The sequence below is a fragment of the Thermorhabdus hydrogeniformans genome, from assembly GCF_049310025.1.
Taxonomy (GTDB): Bacteria; Bacillota; Thermosediminibacteria; order Thermosediminibacterales; family Tepidanaerobacteraceae; genus JBJYKD01.
Genome location: NZ_JBJYKD010000010.1, coordinates 78,534 through 97,784, shown reverse-complemented (window position 1 = coordinate 97,784; position 19,251 = coordinate 78,534). Strand labels below are relative to the sequence as shown.

Genomic DNA, 19,251 nt, shown 5'->3' with positions numbered 1-19,251 from the left:
TATTTGTAAGGTGCACAATACTGAAAAATTTTTTTAAACAATTTTTTAAACAATTGAAATTTGACTAAAAAAGTTTTAATTTAAAACAAGGGGGAAGTTAAAATGGGTTATAAAAGCGACATCGAAATCGCCCGGGAGGCCAAACTTGAACACATAAGGGATATTGCGGCAAAGGTGGGCCTGACGGAAGAAGACATTGATTACTATGGCAAGTACAAAGCGAAAGTGGACTACAACCTCCTGAAAAAATTGGCCGGAAAAAAGGACGCCAGGTTGATCCTCACTACCGCCATTAACCCCACGCCCGCCGGAGAAGGTAAGACCACGACCACGGTGGGCCTCGGCGACGCTCTTAGGAAGCTGGGGAAAAATGCCGTAATCGCGCTGAGAGAACCCTCTCTGGGGCCTGTCTTCGGTGTGAAGGGCGGGGCGGCCGGAGGAGGGTACGCCCAGGTGGTTCCAATGGAGGATATAAATCTGCACTTTACGGGAGACCTTCATGCCATCGGCGCGGCGAACAATCTCCTGGCGGCCATGATAGACAACCACATTTACCAGGGTAACGAACTGAACATAGACCCCAGGCGAGTCACGTGGAGAAGGTGCGTGGACATGAACGACCGCCAGCTGAGGTTTGTGGTGGACGGGCTCGGCGGAAAATCCAACGGAGTTCCCCGGGAGGACGGATATGATATAACGGTGGCGTCGGAGATAATGGCCATTTTCTGTCTGGCTACGGATCTGGACGACCTGAAAAAGAGGCTTGCAAGGATAGTGGTGGCATATACCTATGACGGCAAACCCGTTACGGCAGGAGATCTGAAAGCACAGGGAGCCATGGCCGCCCTTTTAAAAGACGCCTTCAAGCCCAACCTGGTGCAGACCCTGGAAGGCACTCCGGCCTTTGTACACGGCGGACCTTTTGCCAATATAGCCCACGGCTGCAACAGCGTCATCGCCACAAAAATGGCCCTGAAACTTGCAGACTACGTGGTGACGGAGGCCGGTTTCGGCGCCGACCTGGGTGCGGAAAAATTTCTGGACATAAAATGCCGGGTGGCCGGTATAAGGCCCGATGCGGTGGTGATAGTCGCCACAGTAAGAGCTTTAAAATATAACGGAGGGGTTAAGAAGGAAGACCTTAATAAAGAAAACCTCCAAGCCCTGAAAAAAGGTTTGCCAAATCTTTTAAAACATGTGGAAAATATCACTGTAAAATTCGGCTTACCCGCAGTGGTGGCCATCAACAGGTTCCCAACTGATACCGAAGCGGAGCTGAATCTGGTAAAGGAAGAATGCGGGCGCTACGGAGTGAACGCGGTACTGTCCGAAGTCTGGGCAAAAGGCGGCGAAGGCGGTCTGGACCTGGCCCGGGAGGTGCTGCGCCTTATCGAAGAGGGCAAAAACAATTATAAGCCCGTATATGAACTGGATACGGGTATTGCGGAAAAAATCACAACTATTGCCCGGGAAATTTACGGCGCCGACGGCGTAGACTTTTCGGCCGCAGCTTTAAAAGAAATTAAAAACCTGGAGAGCCTGGGTTTTGGAAACTTGCCCGTCTGCATAGCCAAGACCCAGTACTCCCTCTCCGACAACCCCCAACTTCTGGGAAGGCCCACGGGATTCAGGATAACCGTGCGGAACGTCAAAGTTTCTGCAGGTGCGGGATTTGTGGTGGCGCTCACGGGCGAAATAATGACCATGCCTGGCCTGCCCAAGCGACCCGCCGCGGAGAATATAGACGTGGACGAAAACGGAAGGATAACAGGGCTGTTTTAAAAAGACGTGCCAGGCTGTTATAAATCAGCGAATGATAGGTGGATTTGAATTGCAGGATAAGCTCAAAATTTTAATTGCGGCGAGTCAGGATGTCCCGGCTGTGCGGGGGCCCTTTCAAATAAAATTCGGTGGGGAATTTGCCGCAAGAAAATTCATACCGCATATTACTGACGGCAAGGGAAGGCAAAGTGCTGCAAAGGAAGCGGCCAATAACGCCGTAGAGGGGTGATAGCGTGTTAATCGAAAAAAGCTGCAGGGAATTCGTCAGGGTCCTTGCCTCTAAAGAACCGGTCCCCGGCGGTGGCGGTGCAGCGGCCCTGGTGGGCGCCATAGGTATGGCCCTGGGGAACATGGTGGGCACCCTCACCGTTGGCAAGGAAAAATACAAAGATGTGGAAAAAGAAGTAATGGAAATAATGAATGAGGCTACCGCCATCCAGAACCGGCTCATGGAATTGGTGGACAAAGATGCGGAGGTCTTTAAAGAAGTAGCCGATGTATACAAAATGCCCAAAAGCACCGCAGAAGAAAAAAAGAAAAGGGAAGAGGCAATGGAAAATGCCCTGAAGCAGGCCTGCTCGGTTCCCATAGAGATTATGAAAAGCGCCTGTGATGCCATAAGGCTCCAGAGGAGGCTGGCCGACATAGGTTCACAGCTTGCCATCAGCGACGTGGGAGTGGGTGTCCTGTGCCTTAAAGCCGCCCTGATCAGCGGAAAGCTGAATGTCATTATCAACCTCAATGGCATCAAGGACCGGGAGTTCGTGAAAAAGACCGGCGACGAAATGGAACAGCTGGTTAAAGAGGGCGGCCGGCTGGCGGATGAGACCTACATAAAGGTTGAGGAAAGACTAAAAAATTAACGGCAAAGGAGGCGTTTTTAACCATGGTTAAGTTGCTCAGCGGCAAGGAAGTGGCGGAAGCCTTAAAACAAAGGTTGATAAAGGAAGTGGAAGAGCTGAAAAAGAAGGGCAAGACCCCCGGCCTTTGTATTGTCATGGTCGGGGACAGGGCCGATTCCGCGGCATACATAAAGGGGGCGGTGAAAAGGTGTGGCGATATAGGCATTGACTGCAGTGTAAAAGAGCTTCCGGGCGATTTATCCCAGGAAAAGTTTATAGAAAAAATACACCGGCTCAACAATGACCCGACGGTAAGCGGCATTCTGGTGATGAGGCCGCTGCCGTCCCGGATTTCGGAAGATGTGGTGAAGTACGAGATATCTCCGGCAAAGGATGTGGACTGCTTTAACCCGGTCAATGTCAGTAAGGTGATGAGCGGAGAAGAGGGAGGATTTGCCCCCTGCACGCCTTCGGCTGTGATGGAAATACTGCGGCACTACGGCATCCAACTGCAGGGCAAGAGGGCGGTGGTTATAGGCAGGAGCATGGTGGTGGGCAGGCCTCTTGCCATGATGCTCCTCAAGAAAAACGCCACCGTTACCGTGTGCCACACCAAGACAGCAGAACTTGCCGAAGAGACGAGAAGGGCTGAAATTCTGGTGGCCGCCGCCGGCAGAGCCAGGATGGTCAAAAAGGAAATGGTTAAAGAGGGCGCAGTGGTGATCGATGTGGGCATAAATTTTGATGAAAATGGAAAGATGTGCGGCGACGTAGACTTTGATGAGGTAAGCCGGGTGGCAGGCATGATTACGCCGGTGCCGGGGGGAGTCGGCGCCGTCACGTCCACCGTTCTGGCCAAGCACGTGATCGAGGCGTGCAGGATGCAAAACGGCCTGTAAAGGGGGAAAACGCGAATGATTATAACCAGGCGGAAGCCTTTTGAGGAGATAATGGAGTTTCTAAACGGCAAAAACAGGGTGTTTTTAACAGGATGCAGCCTTTGTGCCACGTCGTGTATGACCGGCGGCGAAAAAGAGGTTCTCGAAATGAAGGCGAGACTAGAAAAAGAGGGCAAGGAAGTTACGGGATATGTGGTCCTGGACCCGTCATGCAATAAATTGCAGGCAAGGGCCGCATTAAAAAAACAAAAGACTGAGGTAGAAGCGGCCGACGCCGTACTGTGCATGGCCTGCGGCGATGGGGCCCAGACGGTGGCTGAGCTTGTAAAAATACCGGTTTACCCTGCCAATGACACCATGTTCATCGGCGAAGTGGAAAGAATAGGCCATTACAGCGAGGCCTGCAGGGCGTGCGGCCAGTGCGAACTGGGATGGACGGCGGGGATATGCCCTGTAACCCGTTGCGCCAAGAGCCTGTTAAACGGCCCATGCGGCGGTTCCAGGAACGGGAAATGCGAGGTCAACCCGGAAAACGACTGTGCATGGATTCTTATCTACAACCGCTTAAAGGAACTGGGCCAACTGGAACAGATTGTGAAAATAAAAGCTCCCAAAGATTACAGTAAGTTTGCAAACCCGCGCAAAATTGCCGCGGCAAGATAGAAAGGGGTGAAGAAAAATGGGTCTTGAGGACAAACTGGAAGGAGGCGGTTTTGCCGTTACCGCTGAAATGGCTCCTCCCAAAGGCACCGATTTTGAAAGGTTCAGAGAGTGCGCCAGGGCGGTGAAAGGCAGGGTGGATGCCGTAAATGTCACCGATTTTCAGAGCGCCGTGGTCAGGGCTTCTTCGCTTGGAGCCGCAAAGATACTTGTGGATGAAGGAATTGAGCCGGTAATGCAGATAACCGGCAGGGACAGGAATCGCATAGCCATTCAGGGTGAGCTTTTATCCGCCGCGGCATTGGGAATAAAAAACGTACTGGCCCTGACGGGAGACCACCCGACATTCGGGGATCATCCCCAGGCAAAAGGCGTCTATGACCTGGACTCCGTAAACATCCTGCAGGTGGCATCTTCCCTTATGGACGGCAAGGACCTTTCCGGGAACGAACTCTCCGGGGTGCCCGATTTTTATCTGGGTGCCAGTGTTACGCCCCTATTCGACCCCGTGGAACTGCAGATCCTGAAGATGAAGAAAAAAATCCAGGCGGGTGCAAAATTTTTCCAGACCCAGGCGGTCTACGATATAGAAGTGCTCAAGAAATTTATGGACCTTGTGAAGGATTTAGAGGTCAAAGTCCTGGTGGGGGTGATACCCTTAAAATCACCGGGGATGGCCAATTACATGAACAAAAACGTGCCCGGGATTTTCGTGCCCGACGAGATAATCGACAGGATGCGCAGGGCGGAAAACAAGGTTAGGGAAGGGCTGAATATAGCCGCTGAATTCATCAACAGGGTTAAGGAAGAAAAACTGTGCGACGGTGTCCATATCATGGCAATAGGCGCTGAAGAAAATGTGCCCTCATTGCTGGACATGTGCGGTTTTTAGTAAAGAACGGGGGGTTGGACATGGCTAAAAAAATAGTGATCATAGGAGCCGGTCCCGGAGGCTATGTCGGCGCCATAAAAGCTGCAAAGATGGGGGCCGATGTGACGGTGGTGGAAAGCGACCGGGTCGGCGGCACCTGCTTAAACAGGGGCTGTATCCCCACAAAGGCCCTGCTTGCCTGCAGCGACGTCCTTACAGGCATAAAGGAGGCCGGGGAATTCGGAATAAGAATCGAAGGTCAGGTTAAGCCCGACATTGCGTTTATGATGGACAGGAAAGACAAAACGGTGGAAAGGCTCGTCAAGGGAATCGAGTTCCTGTTCGAAAAAAACAACGTGAAAATGATACGTGGAAAAGGAAGAATATCCGGCAAAAACGAAGTGACCGTTTTTAAAGAAGACGGCTTGACGGAAAAACTTCCTGCCGATGCCATAATAATCGCCACCGGTTCGTCACCGGCCCAAATCCCGGTTTTTCCTTACGACGGCGAAAAAGTAATCACCAGCGACGAAGCTCTGAATCTCAGACACATACCTTCCAGCATGATTATAGTGGGAGCCGGGGTCATAGGCTGCGAATTCGGCATGTTTTTCAACAATCTGGGAACCTCGGTGACCATGGTGGAAATGATGGATCATGCTCTTCCGCTGGAGGACAGGGAAATTGGCCGGGAATTTGAAAAAGTTTTGAAGAGGAAAAAGATAAAGCTTATGCTGGGCGCCAGGATAGAGAAGGCCGAAATTACCGAAAAAGGCGTAAAGGCCAGGCTTTCCGACGGTAAAGAAGTCGAAGCGGAAATAATGCTGGTGGCTGTTGGCAGAAAGGCCAATGTGACGGACATCGGGCTTGAGGAAATAGGGGTTAAAGTAGAAAAGGGAAGGATACCGGTAAATGAGTACATGCGGACCAATGTTGAAGGTGTATACGCCATAGGAGACGTGGTGCCGGGACCGCAGCTGGCCCATCTCGCCTCGGCGGAGGCTGAGTGCGCTGTGGAAAATATCATGGGCAAACAATGCAGCATGGATTATTCGGCCGTGCCCAGGTGCGTTTTCACCGACCCCGAAGTGGCCGGTGTCGGGCTTACCGAAGAAGAGGCTGTAGGGCGTGGATACACCATTAAAAAGGGTGAATTTGCCTTCCGGGGCCTTGGAAAAGCCCAGGCCATGGGGCAGATCTTCGGCAAGGTGAAAATTATTGCCGACAGGAATACGGATAAGATTCTGGGAGCCTCTATAATAGGGCCCCATGCCACCGACCTCATCCACGAGCTGGTGGTGGGCGTAAAGTGCGGGCTCACTGCAACAGAAATCGGCAGGGCCATACACGCCCATCCCACTCTGGCCGAAGCAGTGATGGAAGCATTAAACGATGTCAACGGCCAATCGGTTCACAAAGTTTAAGGAGATGATAACATGGCTTACACCATCGCCGTAGCAGGCAAGGGCGGCACGGGGAAAACCACTATAGCCGGGTTTCTGGTGGATTACCTGGTGGAAAAAGGTTTAAAACCAGTGCTGGCGGTAGACGCCGACCCCAATTCAAACTTAAACCAGGTGCTGGGGGTGGATGTGGAGACCACCCTCGGGCGGATCAGGGAAGAAATAAGCATAAAAAACCGCGACGGCAATTTGCCCGGCGGCATGACAAAAGCGGAATATATAAATTTCAAACTGCAGCAGGCGATTATAGAGGGGAAAGGATATGACCTGCTGGTGATGGGGAGGCCCGAAGGGCCCGGCTGCTACTGCTTCGCCAACGGCCTGCTGAGAGAGGCTACCGACAGGCTTTCGGACAGCTACAGTTTTATGGTCATTGATAATGAAGCAGGCCTTGAACACTTGAGCAGGCGTACAACTAAAAAGGTGGATCTCATGTTTGCGGTCAGCGAATGCTCGAAGAGGGGAATAGACGCCGCGGCAAGGGTCAAGGAACTGATTGAGGAATTAAAGCTGGATGTAAGAGAGCTTTATCTCATTGTAAACCGGGTACCTGCAACAGGATTGACCGAAGATATCAGGGAAACCATTGATAAATACGGTCTGAAGCTGGCCGGAACCGTGCCCCTGGACGACAGTATTTTTGATTATGACAACAGGGGAATACCCCTGGTGCAGCTGCCCAAAGACACTCCAGCGGTGCGAGCCCTTCGCAGAATTTTTGATGAAATATTAAATTTCTGGAGGGATGCATATGGCTTATAAAAAGCCGTCGCAAAAATTTAGCGGGCGCATTCGCGAGATTACCGTTGGTTCGGGATTGAAAATTGGCGGGGAAGCCGTGCTGCCCTTTTACAGCTTTGACGGCGACACCGGCGAAAGGCCGGCCATCGGCATGGAAATATGGGACATTTACCCCGATAGCTGGCCCGCAGGGTTAAAAAATATATTCAAAGAACATGCGGATGATCCGGTCAAGTGGGCAAAATTCTGCGTAGAAAAATACAACCCCGATTTTATCTGCATAAGGTTTGAAGGGGCAAATCCTGAAGCCCAAGACAGGACCCCCGAAGAATGTGCGGAAATAGCAAAGAAGCTGGCGGATGAAGTGGCGGTTCCGCTGGTCATTGCTGGCTGTGAATCTAATGAAAAAAACGCCGGGATATTTACAAAAGTGGCCGAAGCGCTGCCGAATAAGAATTACGTATTCCTCTCCGCAGTAGAATCCAATTACAAAGAAGTGGGAGCCGCTGTGGGCCTCGCCTACGGCAACATCGTGGCGGCGGAATCTTCCGTGGACCTGAACCTGGCAAAACAGCTGAATATATTGCTCACCCAGCTGGGAGTGAAGCCGGAAAGAATAGTGATGAACCCCGGGATATCCGCCGTGGGATACGGATTTGAATACGTGGTTACTACCTTTGACAGGATAAGGCTTGCCGCCCTGGATCAAAACGACTCCACACTGCAAATGCCGATTGTAAGCCCCGTTTCCTTTGAGACCTGGAAGGTAAAAGAATCGGTAGCCACCGAAGAAGACGCGCCGGAATGGGGCAGCCAGGAAGACAGGGGCATAGCCATGGAGATATCCACCGCCGTCGGAGTGCTGGCCGCAGGCGCCAATGCGATCATCTTGAGGCATCCCCGTTCGGTGGAAGTGATTCGTAAATTTATAAATGAGCTTGCCTAATATGCGACAAGGAGAGATGAACGATGGCTCTTAATGGAATGGAAATATACAAAATGCTCCCCAAAAAGAACTGCAAGGAATGCGGATTCCCCACGTGCCTTGCCTTTGCCATGAAACTGGCCCAGGGGGGAACCCAGGCGGAGAAATGCCCTTATATGTCCGATGAGGCCAAAAACAAGTTAGCAGAAGCCACAGCCCCTCCCATGAAGACGGTGAAATTCGGAGCCGGAGAAAGGGTTTATACGCTGGGAGGCGAGACGGTACTTTTCAGACATGAAAAGACCTTCGTAAACAGGCCCAGGTTTGCGGTATTGTTCACGGATAAAATGGATGAGGAAGAAGTTGCCAGAAAAATCGAACACATAAAATCCATCAATTACACGCGCATCAACGAAGAGATGTACGTCGAAATTGCGGCCTTCAGATGCGAGACCGGTGACAGGGACAAATTCCTGGCCCTTATAAAAAAAGTCACCGGTGAATGCTCAAAAGTTGTGCCCATGATAATCACCGACAGCCCGGACATAGCCTCTGCAGCCGCGGCGGAATTCGCGGGCCTTGGCCCGGTGCTCTTTGGAGCCGATGAGCAAAATTATGAGCCTATGGTGAATATAGCAAAACAGCATAACCTGCTGCTTGGAGTGAGCGCCCCGGGCCAGGAAAAGCTCTACGAACTGGTGCAAAAAATACAGAATGCGGGCTACAGGGAACTGCTGCTGGACGCTGGCAGCCGGAATCTGAAAGCGGCCTTCGACGACATGGTCAACATCAGAAGGACAGCGCTCATTTCCGGCGACAGGACTTTCGGCTACCCCGCCGTGGCTTTTGTGTGCGATATGGCCCGGGACAAAATGATGCAGCTGGCCATGGCATCGCTCTTCATTGAAAAATATGCCTCCATCATTGTTTTAAGCGACATTGATTATTCCATCGCCCTTCCCCTGTTTGCCCTCAGGCAGAATATTTACACCGACCCGCAGCGGCCCATGAGAATAGAACAGGGTGTCTACAGGATGGGCCCCGCTGATGAAACTTCTCCGCTTCTCGTCACCGTAGACTTTGCCCTGACCTATTTCATCGTTTCCGGCGAAGTGGAGAGGTCAAAGGTGCCGTCGTGGATATTAATTCCCGACGCGGGAGGCTATTCGGTGCTTACAGCCTGGGCTTCGGGCAAGTTCAACGGCAAGTCCATAGCAAAAGCCGTCAAGGACTTTGAGGTCGAAAACAAAATAAAGACAAGAGAACTGATTATCCCCGGAAAAGTTGCGGTGCTCAAGTCCGATATCGAAGATGCCCTGCCGGGCTGGAAGGTAATTGTGGGCACAGAAGAAGCGGCGGCGCTGCCCAGGTTCTTGAAAGACTACCGGCAGTCAAAAGCGTCTTGAGAAATTTGGAAGAGGAGGAATCTCGATGGCCAGGTTTTTGACAATAGGTGAAAGGATTCACGTAATATCGCCCACCATAAGAAAGGCCCTGCAGGAAAGAAATCCTCAGCCGATTTTGGCCAGGGCCCGGGAGCAGGTGGAGGCGGGAGCCAATTATCTGGATGTGAACATAGGTCCCGCCGACAGGGACGGCGAGGAACTTATGCCCTGGGTGGTAAAACTCCTGCAGGCGGAGTTCCCGAATGTTCCCCTTTGCCTTGACACCGCCAATACAAAAGCCATCGAGGCGGGAATCAAGGTATACGACCGGAAGGCCGGCAAGCCCATAATTAATTCCGCCGACGCCGGTGCCAGGATTGGCATGATTGACCTGGCGGCGGAGTGCGACGCCATGGTAATAGGCCTCTGCGCAAAGGAAGGCATACCCAGGGATGTAGACGAGAGGATCCAGTACTGCACCGAAATCCTTGACAGGGCCATGTCTGTAGGCCTTGACCCGGGAAACATATTGTTCGACCCTCTCTTTGTGGTGGTAAAAGGCATGCAGGAAAAGCAGCAGGAAGTACTGGAGACCATCCGGCAGATCACCGAAATGGGATTCAAGACCACCGGGGGATTAAGCAACGTCTCTAACGGCTGTCCCAAAGAGCTGAGGGGACTCATCGAAGCCACGTTCTGCGCCATGGCCATCCAGTGCGGCCTTACATCGGCCATTATAAATCCCTGTGACAAACTTCTGATGGATGTCATAAAGACGGCGGATGTCATCAAAGGGAGAAACCTTTATTGCGATTCATATCTGGAACTTTAACAGCCTGAAGGCTGAATAAATATCCTTGGAGGGATATAAATGACACTGTTCGACATTATCTTTACCGGCTCCGAACAGGCGCTGAGTGCCTGCAAGTCTGTGGTGGAAAAGACCGTGGAGGCTTTCGGAGAAAATGAAAAGATAAGTTTCCCGGAAACCGCTTACAGCCTGCCTATGATATATGCCGCCACCGGGAAAAAGGTGAACACCCTGGCCGATTTAAAAGAAGTCATTCCTATAATAGAGAGCTTAATCGTAAAAGAGCAAAGCCTTGAAAAGGCGTTAAACGCGGGTCTGGCCACCGCTGTGGCCGCCGAGGTCATAGAGGCCTGCAAGTACACCGGCGGCAAAAACCCCTATGAAGAGCCCTGTGCCGGGTTCATACCCGACACGGTGATCCGTTCGCTGGGTGTTCCCCTTGTTACGGGCGACATCCCGGGCGTTGCGGTGGTAATCGGGGAAGCGCCCTCCGATGAGGAGGCGGCGAAAATAATAAAAGGATACCAGACAAAAGGTCTTCTTGTTTTCCTGGTGGGGAAGGTCATCGACCAGGCCGTATCGGCCAAAGTCAAGATGGGCCTTGAGCTTAGAGTTATACCGCTGGGATATGATGTGACTTCCGTAATCCACGTGGTGACTGTGGCCATAAGGGCGGCTCTGATTTTCGGCAATGTGCAGCCGGGCAACCTGGCCGAGCTTTTAAAATACACCAAAGAAAGAGTTCCCGCTTTTGTGAACGCCCTGGGGCCCTTGAGCGAACTGGTGGTTTCCGCAGGCGCCGGCGCCATAGCCATGGGATTTCCTGTGATAACGGACCAGGATATACAGGAAGTGCCTCAGAACCTCATTGTCCAGAAGGACTGCGATAAACTGATTCCCACATCGCTGGAAGCGAGGGGCATTAAAATAAAGATAACCGAGATTCCCATTCCCGTGGGATTTGCACCGGCGTTTGAAGGCGAGAGGGTAAGGAAGGATGATATGTTTGCCGAATTCGGCGGCGGCAGGACTCCTGCGTGGGAACTTGTGATGAAGAAAGACCTGGCGGAAGTGGAGGACCACAAAATAGAAATCATCGGCCCCGATATCGACACCCTGGGACCTGATGGAGGCAAACTTCCCCTGGCGCTGCTGGTGGAAGTGGCGGGCAAGAACATGCAGGAAGACTTTGAGCCCGTTATGGAAAGAAGGATTCACTATTTTGCCAACTACATCGAGGGTGTAATGCACATAGGCCAGAGAGACATCATGTGGCTGAGAATAAGCAAGTCAACTTATTATGCCGGGTTCAGGCTCAGGCACATAGGCGAAGTGCTCTACGCCAAGATGCTGGACGAATTCGGCAGCATCGTGGATAAAGTCCAGGTTACGATTGTCACGGATAAAGAAAAGGTGGAGTCCATGCTGCAGCAAATCGCCAGGCCCAGGTACGAGGCAAGGGACGCCAGGCTTGCGGGCCTTACCGACGAAAGCGTGGACACATTCTATTCCTGCCTGCTGTGTCAGTCCTTCGCACCGGCCCATGTGTGCATAGTCACTCCGGAAAGGTTGGGGCTTTGCGGTGCGGTAAGCTGGCTTGACGCAAAAGCCACCAGGGAACTCAATCCCACCGGCCCCTGCCAGCCCATAGTAAAAGGCCACTGCAGCGACGAGGTGAAGGGCAGCTGGGATTCCATCAATAAAGCGGTGGAACAGCTTTCCCACGGAGCCACAAAGAGGGTCAACATCTACACCATCATGGAAGACCCCATGACCTCCTGCGGGTGTTTTGAATGCATATGCGGCATCATGCCCGAAGCCAACGGAGTGATAATCGTGAACAGGGAATACTCCGGCATGACTCCGCTGGGAATGACCTTCGGGGAGCTGGCTTCCACCACCGGCGGCGGGGTGCAGACTCCGGGATTCATGGGCCACGGAAGGCAGTTCATAACAAGCAAGAAATTCCTTTACGCCGAAGGCGGACTTTCCAGGGTAGTCTGGATGCCGAGGGAGCTGAAAGAGGCGCTAAAAGACAAATTGATACAGAGAGCAAAAGAAATCGGCATAGAAAACCTTTACGACATGATAGCCGACGAAACCGTGGGCACCGATCCCGACTCGGTGGTGGAATTTCTGACCAGGGTCGGGCACCCCGCACTGTCCATGGATCCGATGATGTAAGGGCTTCAATTTGTGGTGCCTTAGGCCGTCACGAACCGCCATCGACGGTTTTTACTCTGAAATCAGGGTTGATTTCAATAAAATTTAATCAAAAAGGGGATGAAGGTATGGATTTTCCGGCGGATAGAAAGTACCACCCGGAGCACACCTGGGCGAAAATTGAAGGCGACACAGCCGTCATAGGCATAACGGATCATGCCCAGCACCAGCTTGGCGAAATTCTGTATGTGGACCTGCCCGAAGTCGGGGAAAAGATAAAGCAGGGTGAAGTTTTCGGCAGCGTCGAGTCCGCAAAGGTAGCTTCCGATTTATATGCCCCGGTGAGCGGAGAGGTGATTGAAGTCAACGAGGAACTCGCGGACAGCCCCGAACTGGTCAACGAATCCTGCTACGAAAAGGGGTGGATGATAAAGGTAAAAATAGACGACAGGACCGAACTTGAGAAATTATTGGACCAATCAGCGTATAAAGAAACTTTATAAAAAACAGGCTTTTTTATACAGGCCACTTGCAAAAAGTGGCCTGTATTTTAAAATAAGATTAAGGTGGTAAGCAATATGAATAACTGCACGGTGGTTTTTGAACCTGCAAAAAAGGCGGTGGAAGTGGCGAGCGGTACCACCATCATCGAAGCCGCCCGGAAGGCCGGGGTCTTTATAGACGCGCCCTGCGGCGGTAAAGGCCACTGCGGCAAGTGCAGGATAAAGATTGTAAACGGAAAACATGATTTCGAAAATTCCCCCCTCCTTTCGGAAAGCCAGCTGAAAGACGGCATAAGGCTTGCCTGCCTTACCAGGGTGAAAGGCGATATGGTTGTGGAAGTGCCGGAAGTAGACGTTGTCAACGATATAATGGTTGAAGATATGTCATCGGGGTCCGCCGGGGCCTCCCGGGCCGCGAGGGTTGTGGAAGTCCTGAAAAAATCCGGCCTGAGACTTGAAAACGGTTTTAAAACCGTCCGGTTAGAAGTGAAAAAGCCCACCATTGATGACAACATCCCCGACTGGGAGCGTGTAATGCGGGAGTTAAAACTCATTGCCCGGTCGGAAAACATAAACTGTCCCCTGGATGTATTAAAAAAGCTCCCGGCTGCTCTCCGGGAAGCCGATTTCAACACAACTCTCACCCTGCACGGGGATGAGCATGGGTACCGGGTGCTGAACATCGGCGGAAAAAAGCAAGATAAGATATACGGTCTCTGCGTGGATATAGGGACCACCACCGTGGCTGCGTGCCTTGTAAATCTTGCCACAGGCGGCATTGAAGCCTCCGCCAGCAGCGGGAACCTGCAGATGCAGTATGGAGGTGACGTCATAAGCCGCATAATATATTCCACGAAGCCCGGGGGCCTGGAAAAACTCCGGCGAGCCGTGGTTGGCGGCACCATAAACCGGCTGATTGAAAAGATGAGGCAAAAGCTGGGCATAGAAAAAGAGCAAATAGTGTGCTCGGTATTTGCCGGAAACACCACCATGTCGCACCTGTTTCTGGGCGTTCCCGCGGAATACATCAGGCTTGAACCGTATATACCGGCCTTCAGGAACGCACCGCCGCTTAAGGCAGGGGATGTGTTTCTGGACATAAATCCGCACTCCCCGGTGTACATGCTGCCTAATGTGGCAAGTTACGTGGGCGGCGATATCGTGGCGGGGGTGCTGGCGGCGGGGTTCTGGGATTCGGATAAAAACACGCTTTTCCTCGACCTGGGCACCAATGGAGAAATAGTCCTGGGGAACCGGGAGTGGATGGTGGCGTGCGCCTGTTCCGCCGGTCCGGCCTTTGAGGGCGGTGAGCTCAGCTGCGGCATGAGGGCTTCCACCGGCGCCATAGATGAGGTAAAGATTGATAGAGTTTCTCTGCAGCCTGAGTTTAAAGTAATTGGAAATGTGGAGCCGAAGGGTATCTGCGGCTCGGGTATAATAGATCTGATTGCGGAAATGTTCCTGTCGGGTATAATAGATAGAAAGGGGAAATTTAAGAAGAATGTAAAGTCCGAGAGAATAAGGCATAACCCTTCGACCGGCTGCCATGAGTATGTGCTGGCCTTTGGCCGGGATTCCGCCGACGGCAGGGACATAACAATAAATGAAATAGACATAGACAACTTCCTCCGGGCAAAGGGCGCCGTGTATTCCGGATGCCGGACCCTGCTCAACAGCGTGGGCCTGGACATGGCGGATATTGACAGGGTCATAATCGCCGGGGGCATAGGCCAGAACCTGGATATAAACAACTCCATAATAATAGGCCTCCTGCCGGACATAGACCCGGCCAGGTTTGAATTTATCGGCAACAGCTCCCTGGCGGGCGCCTACGCCTGTCTTATAAGCGACGACGCCCGGAAAAAGGCGCGCGAGATTGCGGACCAAATGACTTATATAGAACTCAGCGCCGATCCGGCCTACATGGAAGAATTCGTAGGGGCCTGCTTCATACCGCATACTGATATCAACTTGTTCCCCAGCCTGAGTGAGACCATGAATTTATGACATACCGGTTGCAGATAATTTTTTAATAACCATATTATAGACTCATCACCGGCGGATGAGGAAAATCAATTTTTATTTTCGGGATAGATAAAAAATGATTAAGTTAATCTGGTTTGTCTAACGTTATTGTTGAAAAAATAATTAACGGGGAGGTTTTTAATATGTGCGATGGTCATCAAACCACCAGCGGCGCTGAAAACAACAAAGACATCGAGACCCTCAGAATCTTGCTGGCCCACTGGATAGAGCACAACAAATCTCACGAAGAAAATTTCCGGCAGTGGGCCGAAAAATCGCAAAAGCTCGGGAAAGCCGGGGTTTCCGAAATGATAACAAAAGCGGCCGACGCCTTGAAGGCGGCCAGCGATTTTCTCCTGGAAGCCAAAAAACACATATGAGGGGTGCGTATTATGTGCGAGTCGAAGGTTTACCTGCTTGAAGACGGAAAGGAAACAGAGATAATGGATAATGTGATTTATATTGAACCGCAGAATGACAGGGTGTTCATGTACGACCTTCTGGGGGAGCAGAAAATCGTGGATGCGGTAATTAAAGAAGTGAAGCTCCTGGAACACAAAATAATACTTGAAAGCAGGAAAGATAAAAAATGATAATCGCGGTTGTAGACGGTATGGGAGGGGGCATAGGCAGTCAGATCATTGCCCTGCTGCGGCAGGATTTGCCCCCGGACATAAAAATATACGCGCTGGGGACCAATTCCGCCGCCACCTCAAACATGATGAAGGAAAAGGCCAACAAGGGCGCCACCGGTGAGAACGCCATTGTTTACAGCGTAAAAAAAGTCGACGTCATAGTCGGCTCCATGGGTATAGTTATCCCCAATTGCATGATGGGTGAGATAACCCCAAAAATCGCGGAAGCCATAGCATCAAGCAGCGCAAGAAAAATCCTCATACCCATCATAGACAACGAAGACATCACGGTCCTCGGCATCGAAAAAAAACCTCTGTTTCTCGCCATAAAGGACGCAATAGATAAAATCAAAACATTTTTGTAAATACTTATGTTATTCATACTTTAGAAGGATCATAGGTTTCAACAAAAGTTGCTCATTACTATCCTCCTTCAATTGCAACGTAAGTTTCGAGGATCATAGGTTTCAGCAAAGGGGCAATGTTTTATACTTGATGTGGCTACTACGTAGCCTTTTTCTTTTGCGAGGGTTCCGTGAAGCATATCGATGATTGCGAGTGAAATACCCTTTTCTTTGTAACTGCGATAAAATTCTGCAGCCTTTAATGCTTCGCCATAGCCGGGGGACAAGATTTCGAAGGGTTCAAAAAAAGATTTCCATTTTTCAATTATGCTATTTCTCATTTTTTATTTGTTCTTCAACGGCTTTTATAATAAAAGAACTTCGGGATTCGGTGTTATTGGATTTTTTCAGAAATTCATCCAGCATATTTAGAAGTCTTACAGGCATTCTGATATGAATCATTTTAATTTTATCAATCAATTTTATCAATCAATGTAACTTACCTCCGTAATACATATATTGTATCATTTAATCTTGCCAGCAATCAAATACTAATATTGCTCAGCGCAGGATAAACCAATAAAAAGGCTGCTGTTTAAAAGCAGGTTATAGTATACTTCTTTAGAAAACGACAGCAGGATTTTGGCTATTTCCGGAGAATTCTTATTCTAAGTGAAGGATTTTTGATTATTGGCATGGTTTCATAATATTATAAATCGGCTAGGGTACTCAGCCGGGTGGGGAAATGTTAAAAGAACCTGATTTTGCCGGTAATGATTTAGCCGAAAATGCAAGCTAATTGTTTTGATAAATTCGTAAACCATATAGATTGGGCTTAGACACAATATATATTCAGGCCAAGCGATGGGAAAATCAGGTTGGTCGCCCGGAAATTCAGAAGTTTGCCGGAGCTTTGCTCGGTCAGAAGGCCAAAAAAGGTATTTTTATCACAACTTCGAGCTTTACAAAGGAAGCGATAAATTATGCCGAAAGCATAGAAAATAAGATTGTTCTCATTGATGGGGAGCAACTGGCAAATTTCATGATAGATTTTAATATAGGAGTTTCAAAGGTGGGGGTCTATGAAGTAAAAAAAATCGATAATGACTATTTTGCTGATGAATGATGATATAAATATAATGAAGAGAAAGAAGATAAAAAGCGAACTTTTAATTGGAGGGATTAAAATGATATTGACGACCACGCCTGGTGTAGAAGGCAAGAAAATTATTGAATATAAAGGAATAGTTTTCGGTGAGGTAATATCAGGAGTGAACTTTATTAAGGACTTTGCCGCAGGTCTTTCAAACATTTTCGGTGGCCGGTCAAAGTCCTATGAGGGAGAGCTGCTCGAAGCAAGAGAAGCGGCATTGAGGGAGATGGAGCAAAGAGCGGCGTCTCTGGGAGCCAATGCTGTCATCGGCGTGGATGTTGACTATGAGGTGCTGGGGCAAAACGGCAACATGCTCATGGTGACTGCATCCGGCACGGCAGTGGTAATTGAGTAAATTAATGCAGTATGAGGGGAAATGAAATAAATAATAAATGATAATTCAGAAAGTGAATTTAATGCAATCATACGATGGAAAGAAAAATAAAATTGAGATAATCAACAGCATATGTAAAAAATATAATATCATCCTTATGTATCTATTTGGTTCCCAGAAGGAAAATGCATTTAAGATTTTAGACGGCGAGGATGTCAATCAATATAGAGAACACTTTGGCAGATATTGATGTCTCGGTATAGTTTTCTCATATGACATCAATGACATTGATGGCAGATATAGATTGTATAGCGACATTTATAATGACCTTGTAGAAATATTTCCGAGATTGGATTTGTTTTTTTTGCAGGAAAATCATTCGGTTTTTCAAACAAAGGCCATCTTGGGTATATGTATATACGCTGAATCTTTGGCGGGGAAGATGGAATGAGGCATTATTGCCAGATCTATTACCTCTATACGAGCAGGCTTACAATAAGTTGCCGCGAGGTTTAAAAGAGTATATGACCGGCTTTGTGCACATCTCGCCAGCATTGCTCTTCGTAGTTCAGTAGATCCCTTGCAGAATGGCTGGCTCGACAGGTTTATAGCTGCTGTAGATGAAGGGGTCAGAATGAACTGGGCTAATGAGGTGGCCCGTCAGCTTTCCCGTATTTCACCAGAAGCGGCCAAGGAGATATGGGACAAATGGATAAAAAATTACTGGTCACGACGAATTGACGGTATCCCCCTTCGTTTGAGTGCGGCTGAGGTGGGAGTTATGGCATTAACTGCTAATTAACAATTTACTTATTTGCTGAATAAACGAATCAAAATCTCCAAGGTTGTTTTGCAATACTCTGTAAACTTCTTTGTCGTCAACTTCATCATAAAAATGAACGATACGGTTTCGGAATTTGGCCATTAGTTTATAAATATCGGCGTCTTTTTTTGCTATTATTCCACTTTTTTGCAGAATTTCAAAAGTATCGGCGTAAGTCTTTGGAATCCCAAGTCCCCTTCGAGATATGATATGGTTTCCTATGTCTATCATAGCCTCGATAGCAGTTTGAAGATTATATTTTGCGGAATCAAAATATTTGAAGTCAGAGATAAATTCATCTAAAGAAAGCTGAGCAAGTGTTTTCAATTTTGATAAGCTGTCTTCAATTACTCTAATTTTATCGAGAACCCTTTTTATATCGATTTCAGGCATATTTAGCTCTCAATCCTTTCATATAATCATCATAAAAATTTTTTAATGTGATTCCATAATCTCCGTAGATGTTAAAAACTCTCTCCTTAAAGTCTGCGAGGGTTATTTCATCACTACAATATAAAAGCTCTCCTGTATATAATACCTGATGACAGATATCTATTGGGGCTTTGTTTAAGTTAACTAAATCAATGTCGTCACGCTCGAAAATCTGGCTGATATTGGATTCAATCTCGAGTTCTTCGAAAAGCAAGGGGTTATTTTGAAATAATATTGCCAGATCAATATCGCTGGTAATACTTTCATGATCGGTACCAATGGAGCCAAATATATATAATGCCAAAATATTTTTATTTCGGCTAATATATTTTTTTAATTCTTCAATTTGCACTTTGATACCGCTAAGATTCCTTTTCAACTGAATCACCTATAATCAAATTTTATTTTAATTATACCAGAATAATCGTGAAGTTAAACAAACTTCTTAAAAATATTCTAA

The 19,251-nt window shown here is 49.1% G+C and carries 22 protein-coding genes and 1 pseudogene; 20 read left to right on the top strand and 3 right to left on the bottom strand.

The window, feature by feature from the left end; translation table 11 throughout:
• Window positions 1–102: 102 nt before the first annotated feature.
• The 17 genes from ACKX14_RS07285 (at window position 103) to ACKX14_RS07205 (ending at window position 16,070) form a co-directional block, all read left to right on the top strand.
• The gene (locus ACKX14_RS07285; RefSeq protein WP_422446148.1) at window positions 103–1,782 is read left to right on the top strand and encodes a formate--tetrahydrofolate ligase; all 1,680 of its coding nucleotides are present in this window, start codon (window positions 103–105) and stop codon (window positions 1,780–1,782) included.
• Between the two features lie 49 nt (window positions 1,783–1,831).
• Entirely contained in the window at window positions 1,832–2,011 is a 180-nt protein-coding gene (locus ACKX14_RS07280) for a hypothetical protein (protein ID WP_422446146.1), read from the top strand.
• Between the two features lie 4 nt (window positions 2,012–2,015).
• Window positions 2,016–2,645, top strand: coding sequence for a cyclodeaminase/cyclohydrolase family protein (locus ACKX14_RS07275; protein ID WP_422446144.1), 630 nt, complete (start codon window positions 2,016–2,018; stop codon window positions 2,643–2,645).
• A gap of 23 nt (window positions 2,646–2,668) precedes the next feature.
• Window positions 2,669–3,523, top strand: coding sequence for a bifunctional 5,10-methylenetetrahydrofolate dehydrogenase/5,10-methenyltetrahydrofolate cyclohydrolase (locus ACKX14_RS07270; protein WP_422446142.1), 855 nt, complete (start codon window positions 2,669–2,671; stop codon window positions 3,521–3,523).
• 15 nt (window positions 3,524–3,538) lie between these two features.
• Window positions 3,539–4,186, top strand: a complete 648-nt coding sequence (locus tag ACKX14_RS07265; RefSeq protein WP_422446140.1) for a methylenetetrahydrofolate reductase C-terminal domain-containing protein — start codon at window positions 3,539–3,541, stop codon at window positions 4,184–4,186.
• Between the two features lie 16 nt (window positions 4,187–4,202).
• Window positions 4,203–5,075, top strand: a complete 873-nt coding sequence (locus tag ACKX14_RS07260; RefSeq protein WP_422446138.1) for a methylenetetrahydrofolate reductase — start codon at window positions 4,203–4,205, stop codon at window positions 5,073–5,075.
• 20 nt (window positions 5,076–5,095) lie between these two features.
• Entirely contained in the window at window positions 5,096–6,478 is a 1,383-nt protein-coding gene (lpdA, locus tag ACKX14_RS07255) for a dihydrolipoyl dehydrogenase (protein ID WP_422446136.1), read from the top strand.
• A 12-nt stretch (window positions 6,479–6,490) separates the two neighbouring features.
• Entirely contained in the window at window positions 6,491–7,279 is a 789-nt protein-coding gene (locus ACKX14_RS07250; RefSeq protein WP_422446134.1) for an ATP-binding protein, read from the top strand.
• A complete protein-coding gene (acsD, locus tag ACKX14_RS07245) occupies window positions 7,269–8,204 on the top strand; it encodes an acetyl-CoA decarbonylase/synthase complex subunit delta (protein WP_422446132.1) in 936 nt (311 codons plus the stop codon). Before ACKX14_RS07250 ends, acsD begins: the two co-directional genes overlap by 11 nt.
• 23 nt (window positions 8,205–8,227) lie before the next feature.
• Window positions 8,228–9,589, top strand: a complete 1,362-nt coding sequence (gene acsC / locus ACKX14_RS07240) for an acetyl-CoA decarbonylase/synthase complex subunit gamma (RefSeq protein WP_422446130.1) — start codon at window positions 8,228–8,230, stop codon at window positions 9,587–9,589.
• Window positions 9,590–9,614: 25 nt separating this feature from the next.
• Window positions 9,615–10,400, top strand: coding sequence for a carbon monoxide dehydrogenase/acetyl-CoA synthase methytransferase subunit (gene acsE / locus ACKX14_RS07235; RefSeq protein ID WP_422446128.1), 786 nt, complete (start codon window positions 9,615–9,617; stop codon window positions 10,398–10,400).
• Between the two features lie 39 nt (window positions 10,401–10,439).
• A complete protein-coding gene (gene acsB, locus ACKX14_RS07230) occupies window positions 10,440–12,563 on the top strand; it encodes an acetyl-CoA decarbonylase/synthase complex subunit alpha/beta (protein ID WP_422446126.1) in 2,124 nt (707 codons plus the stop codon).
• 107 nt (window positions 12,564–12,670) lie between these two features.
• Window positions 12,671–13,045: a glycine cleavage system protein GcvH gene (gene gcvH, locus ACKX14_RS07225; protein WP_422446124.1), complete on the top strand. Its 375-nt coding sequence runs from the start codon at window positions 12,671–12,673 to the stop codon at window positions 13,043–13,045.
• A gap of 75 nt (window positions 13,046–13,120) precedes the next feature.
• A complete protein-coding gene (acsV, locus tag ACKX14_RS07220; RefSeq protein ID WP_422446122.1) occupies window positions 13,121–15,052 on the top strand; it encodes a corrinoid activation/regeneration protein AcsV in 1,932 nt (643 codons plus the stop codon).
• A gap of 161 nt (window positions 15,053–15,213) precedes the next feature.
• Window positions 15,214–15,450 carry a DUF8180 domain-containing protein gene (locus tag ACKX14_RS07215; RefSeq protein ID WP_422446120.1) on the top strand — a complete coding sequence of 79 codons (237 nt, stop codon included), beginning with the start codon at window positions 15,214–15,216 and terminating at the stop codon, window positions 15,448–15,450.
• 12 nt (window positions 15,451–15,462) lie between these two features.
• Window positions 15,463–15,663 (top strand): CooT family nickel-binding protein, encoded by a 201-nt coding sequence (locus tag ACKX14_RS07210; protein WP_422446118.1) that lies wholly within the window; start codon window positions 15,463–15,465, stop codon window positions 15,661–15,663.
• Window positions 15,660–16,070 carry a DUF3842 family protein gene (locus ACKX14_RS07205; RefSeq protein WP_422446117.1) on the top strand — a complete coding sequence of 137 codons (411 nt, stop codon included), beginning with the start codon at window positions 15,660–15,662 and terminating at the stop codon, window positions 16,068–16,070. Before ACKX14_RS07210 ends, ACKX14_RS07205 begins: the two co-directional genes overlap by 4 nt.
• Window positions 16,071–16,379: 309 nt before the next feature.
• Here the strand turns inward: ACKX14_RS07205 and ACKX14_RS07200 are convergent, their stop codons facing one another.
• Entirely contained in the window at window positions 16,380–16,538 is a 159-nt protein-coding gene (locus ACKX14_RS07200) for a type II toxin-antitoxin system HicB family antitoxin (RefSeq protein WP_422446113.1), read from the bottom strand.
• Between the two features lie 322 nt (window positions 16,539–16,860).
• Between ACKX14_RS07200 and ACKX14_RS07195 the strand changes: the two are divergent.
• The 3 genes and pseudogenes from ACKX14_RS07195 to ACKX14_RS07185 form a co-directional block, all read left to right on the top strand.
• A pseudogene (locus tag ACKX14_RS07195) lies at window positions 16,861–17,175 on the top strand (restriction endonuclease); the annotation flags it as partial.
• A 61-nt stretch (window positions 17,176–17,236) separates the two neighbouring features.
• Window positions 17,237–17,557 carry a putative heavy metal-binding protein gene (locus ACKX14_RS07190; RefSeq protein ID WP_422446111.1) on the top strand — a complete coding sequence of 107 codons (321 nt, stop codon included), beginning with the start codon at window positions 17,237–17,239 and terminating at the stop codon, window positions 17,555–17,557.
• Window positions 17,558–18,116: 559 nt separating this feature from the next.
• Window positions 18,117–18,338: a DUF4020 domain-containing protein gene (locus tag ACKX14_RS07185; protein WP_422446109.1), complete on the top strand. Its 222-nt coding sequence runs from the start codon at window positions 18,117–18,119 to the stop codon at window positions 18,336–18,338.
• On the opposite strand, the gene hepT is transcribed toward ACKX14_RS07185, so the two are convergent.
• Window positions 18,324–18,752: a type VII toxin-antitoxin system HepT family RNase toxin gene (hepT, locus tag ACKX14_RS07180; RefSeq protein ID WP_422446107.1), complete on the bottom strand. Its 429-nt coding sequence runs from the start codon at window positions 18,750–18,752 to the stop codon at window positions 18,324–18,326. The genes ACKX14_RS07185 and hepT overlap by 15 nt on opposite strands.
• Window positions 18,745–19,143: a type VII toxin-antitoxin system MntA family adenylyltransferase antitoxin gene (mntA, locus tag ACKX14_RS07175; RefSeq protein ID WP_422446105.1), complete on the bottom strand. Its 399-nt coding sequence runs from the start codon at window positions 19,141–19,143 to the stop codon at window positions 18,745–18,747. The genes hepT and mntA overlap by 8 nt, the downstream gene beginning before the upstream one ends.
• Window positions 19,144–19,251: the final 108 nt, after the last annotated feature.

What these genes read in the sequence shown, in the direction of transcription:
- ACKX14_RS07285 (WP_422446148.1), top strand. Translation starts at nt 103, where the DNA reads ATGGGTTATAAAAGCGACATCGAAATCGCCCGGGAGGCCAAACTTGAA.
- ACKX14_RS07270 (WP_422446142.1), top strand. Translation starts at nt 2,669, where the DNA reads ATGGTTAAGTTGCTCAGCGGCAAGGAAGTGGCGGAAGCCTTAAAACAA.
- ACKX14_RS07265 (WP_422446140.1), top strand. Translation starts at nt 3,539, where the DNA reads ATGATTATAACCAGGCGGAAGCCTTTTGAGGAGATAATGGAGTTTCTA.
- ACKX14_RS07260 (WP_422446138.1), top strand. Translation starts at nt 4,203, where the DNA reads ATGGGTCTTGAGGACAAACTGGAAGGAGGCGGTTTTGCCGTTACCGCT.
- lpdA (WP_422446136.1), top strand. Translation starts at nt 5,096, where the DNA reads ATGGCTAAAAAAATAGTGATCATAGGAGCCGGTCCCGGAGGCTATGTC.
- ACKX14_RS07250 (WP_422446134.1), top strand. Translation starts at nt 6,491, where the DNA reads ATGGCTTACACCATCGCCGTAGCAGGCAAGGGCGGCACGGGGAAAACC.
- acsD (WP_422446132.1), top strand. Translation starts at nt 7,269, where the DNA reads ATGGCTTATAAAAAGCCGTCGCAAAAATTTAGCGGGCGCATTCGCGAG.
- acsC (WP_422446130.1), top strand. Translation starts at nt 8,228, where the DNA reads ATGGCTCTTAATGGAATGGAAATATACAAAATGCTCCCCAAAAAGAAC.
- acsE (WP_422446128.1), top strand. Translation starts at nt 9,615, where the DNA reads ATGGCCAGGTTTTTGACAATAGGTGAAAGGATTCACGTAATATCGCCC.
- acsB (WP_422446126.1), top strand. Translation starts at nt 10,440, where the DNA reads ATGACACTGTTCGACATTATCTTTACCGGCTCCGAACAGGCGCTGAGT.
- gcvH (WP_422446124.1), top strand. Translation starts at nt 12,671, where the DNA reads ATGGATTTTCCGGCGGATAGAAAGTACCACCCGGAGCACACCTGGGCG.
- acsV (WP_422446122.1), top strand. Translation starts at nt 13,121, where the DNA reads ATGAATAACTGCACGGTGGTTTTTGAACCTGCAAAAAAGGCGGTGGAA.
- ACKX14_RS07215 (WP_422446120.1), top strand. Translation starts at nt 15,214, where the DNA reads ATGTGCGATGGTCATCAAACCACCAGCGGCGCTGAAAACAACAAAGAC.
- ACKX14_RS07210 (WP_422446118.1), top strand. Translation starts at nt 15,463, where the DNA reads ATGTGCGAGTCGAAGGTTTACCTGCTTGAAGACGGAAAGGAAACAGAG.
- ACKX14_RS07205 (WP_422446117.1), top strand. Translation starts at nt 15,660, where the DNA reads ATGATAATCGCGGTTGTAGACGGTATGGGAGGGGGCATAGGCAGTCAG.
- ACKX14_RS07190 (WP_422446111.1), top strand. Translation starts at nt 17,237, where the DNA reads ATGATATTGACGACCACGCCTGGTGTAGAAGGCAAGAAAATTATTGAA.
- hepT (WP_422446107.1), bottom strand. Translation starts at nt 18,752, where the DNA reads ATGCCTGAAATCGATATAAAAAGGGTTCTCGATAAAATTAGAGTAATT.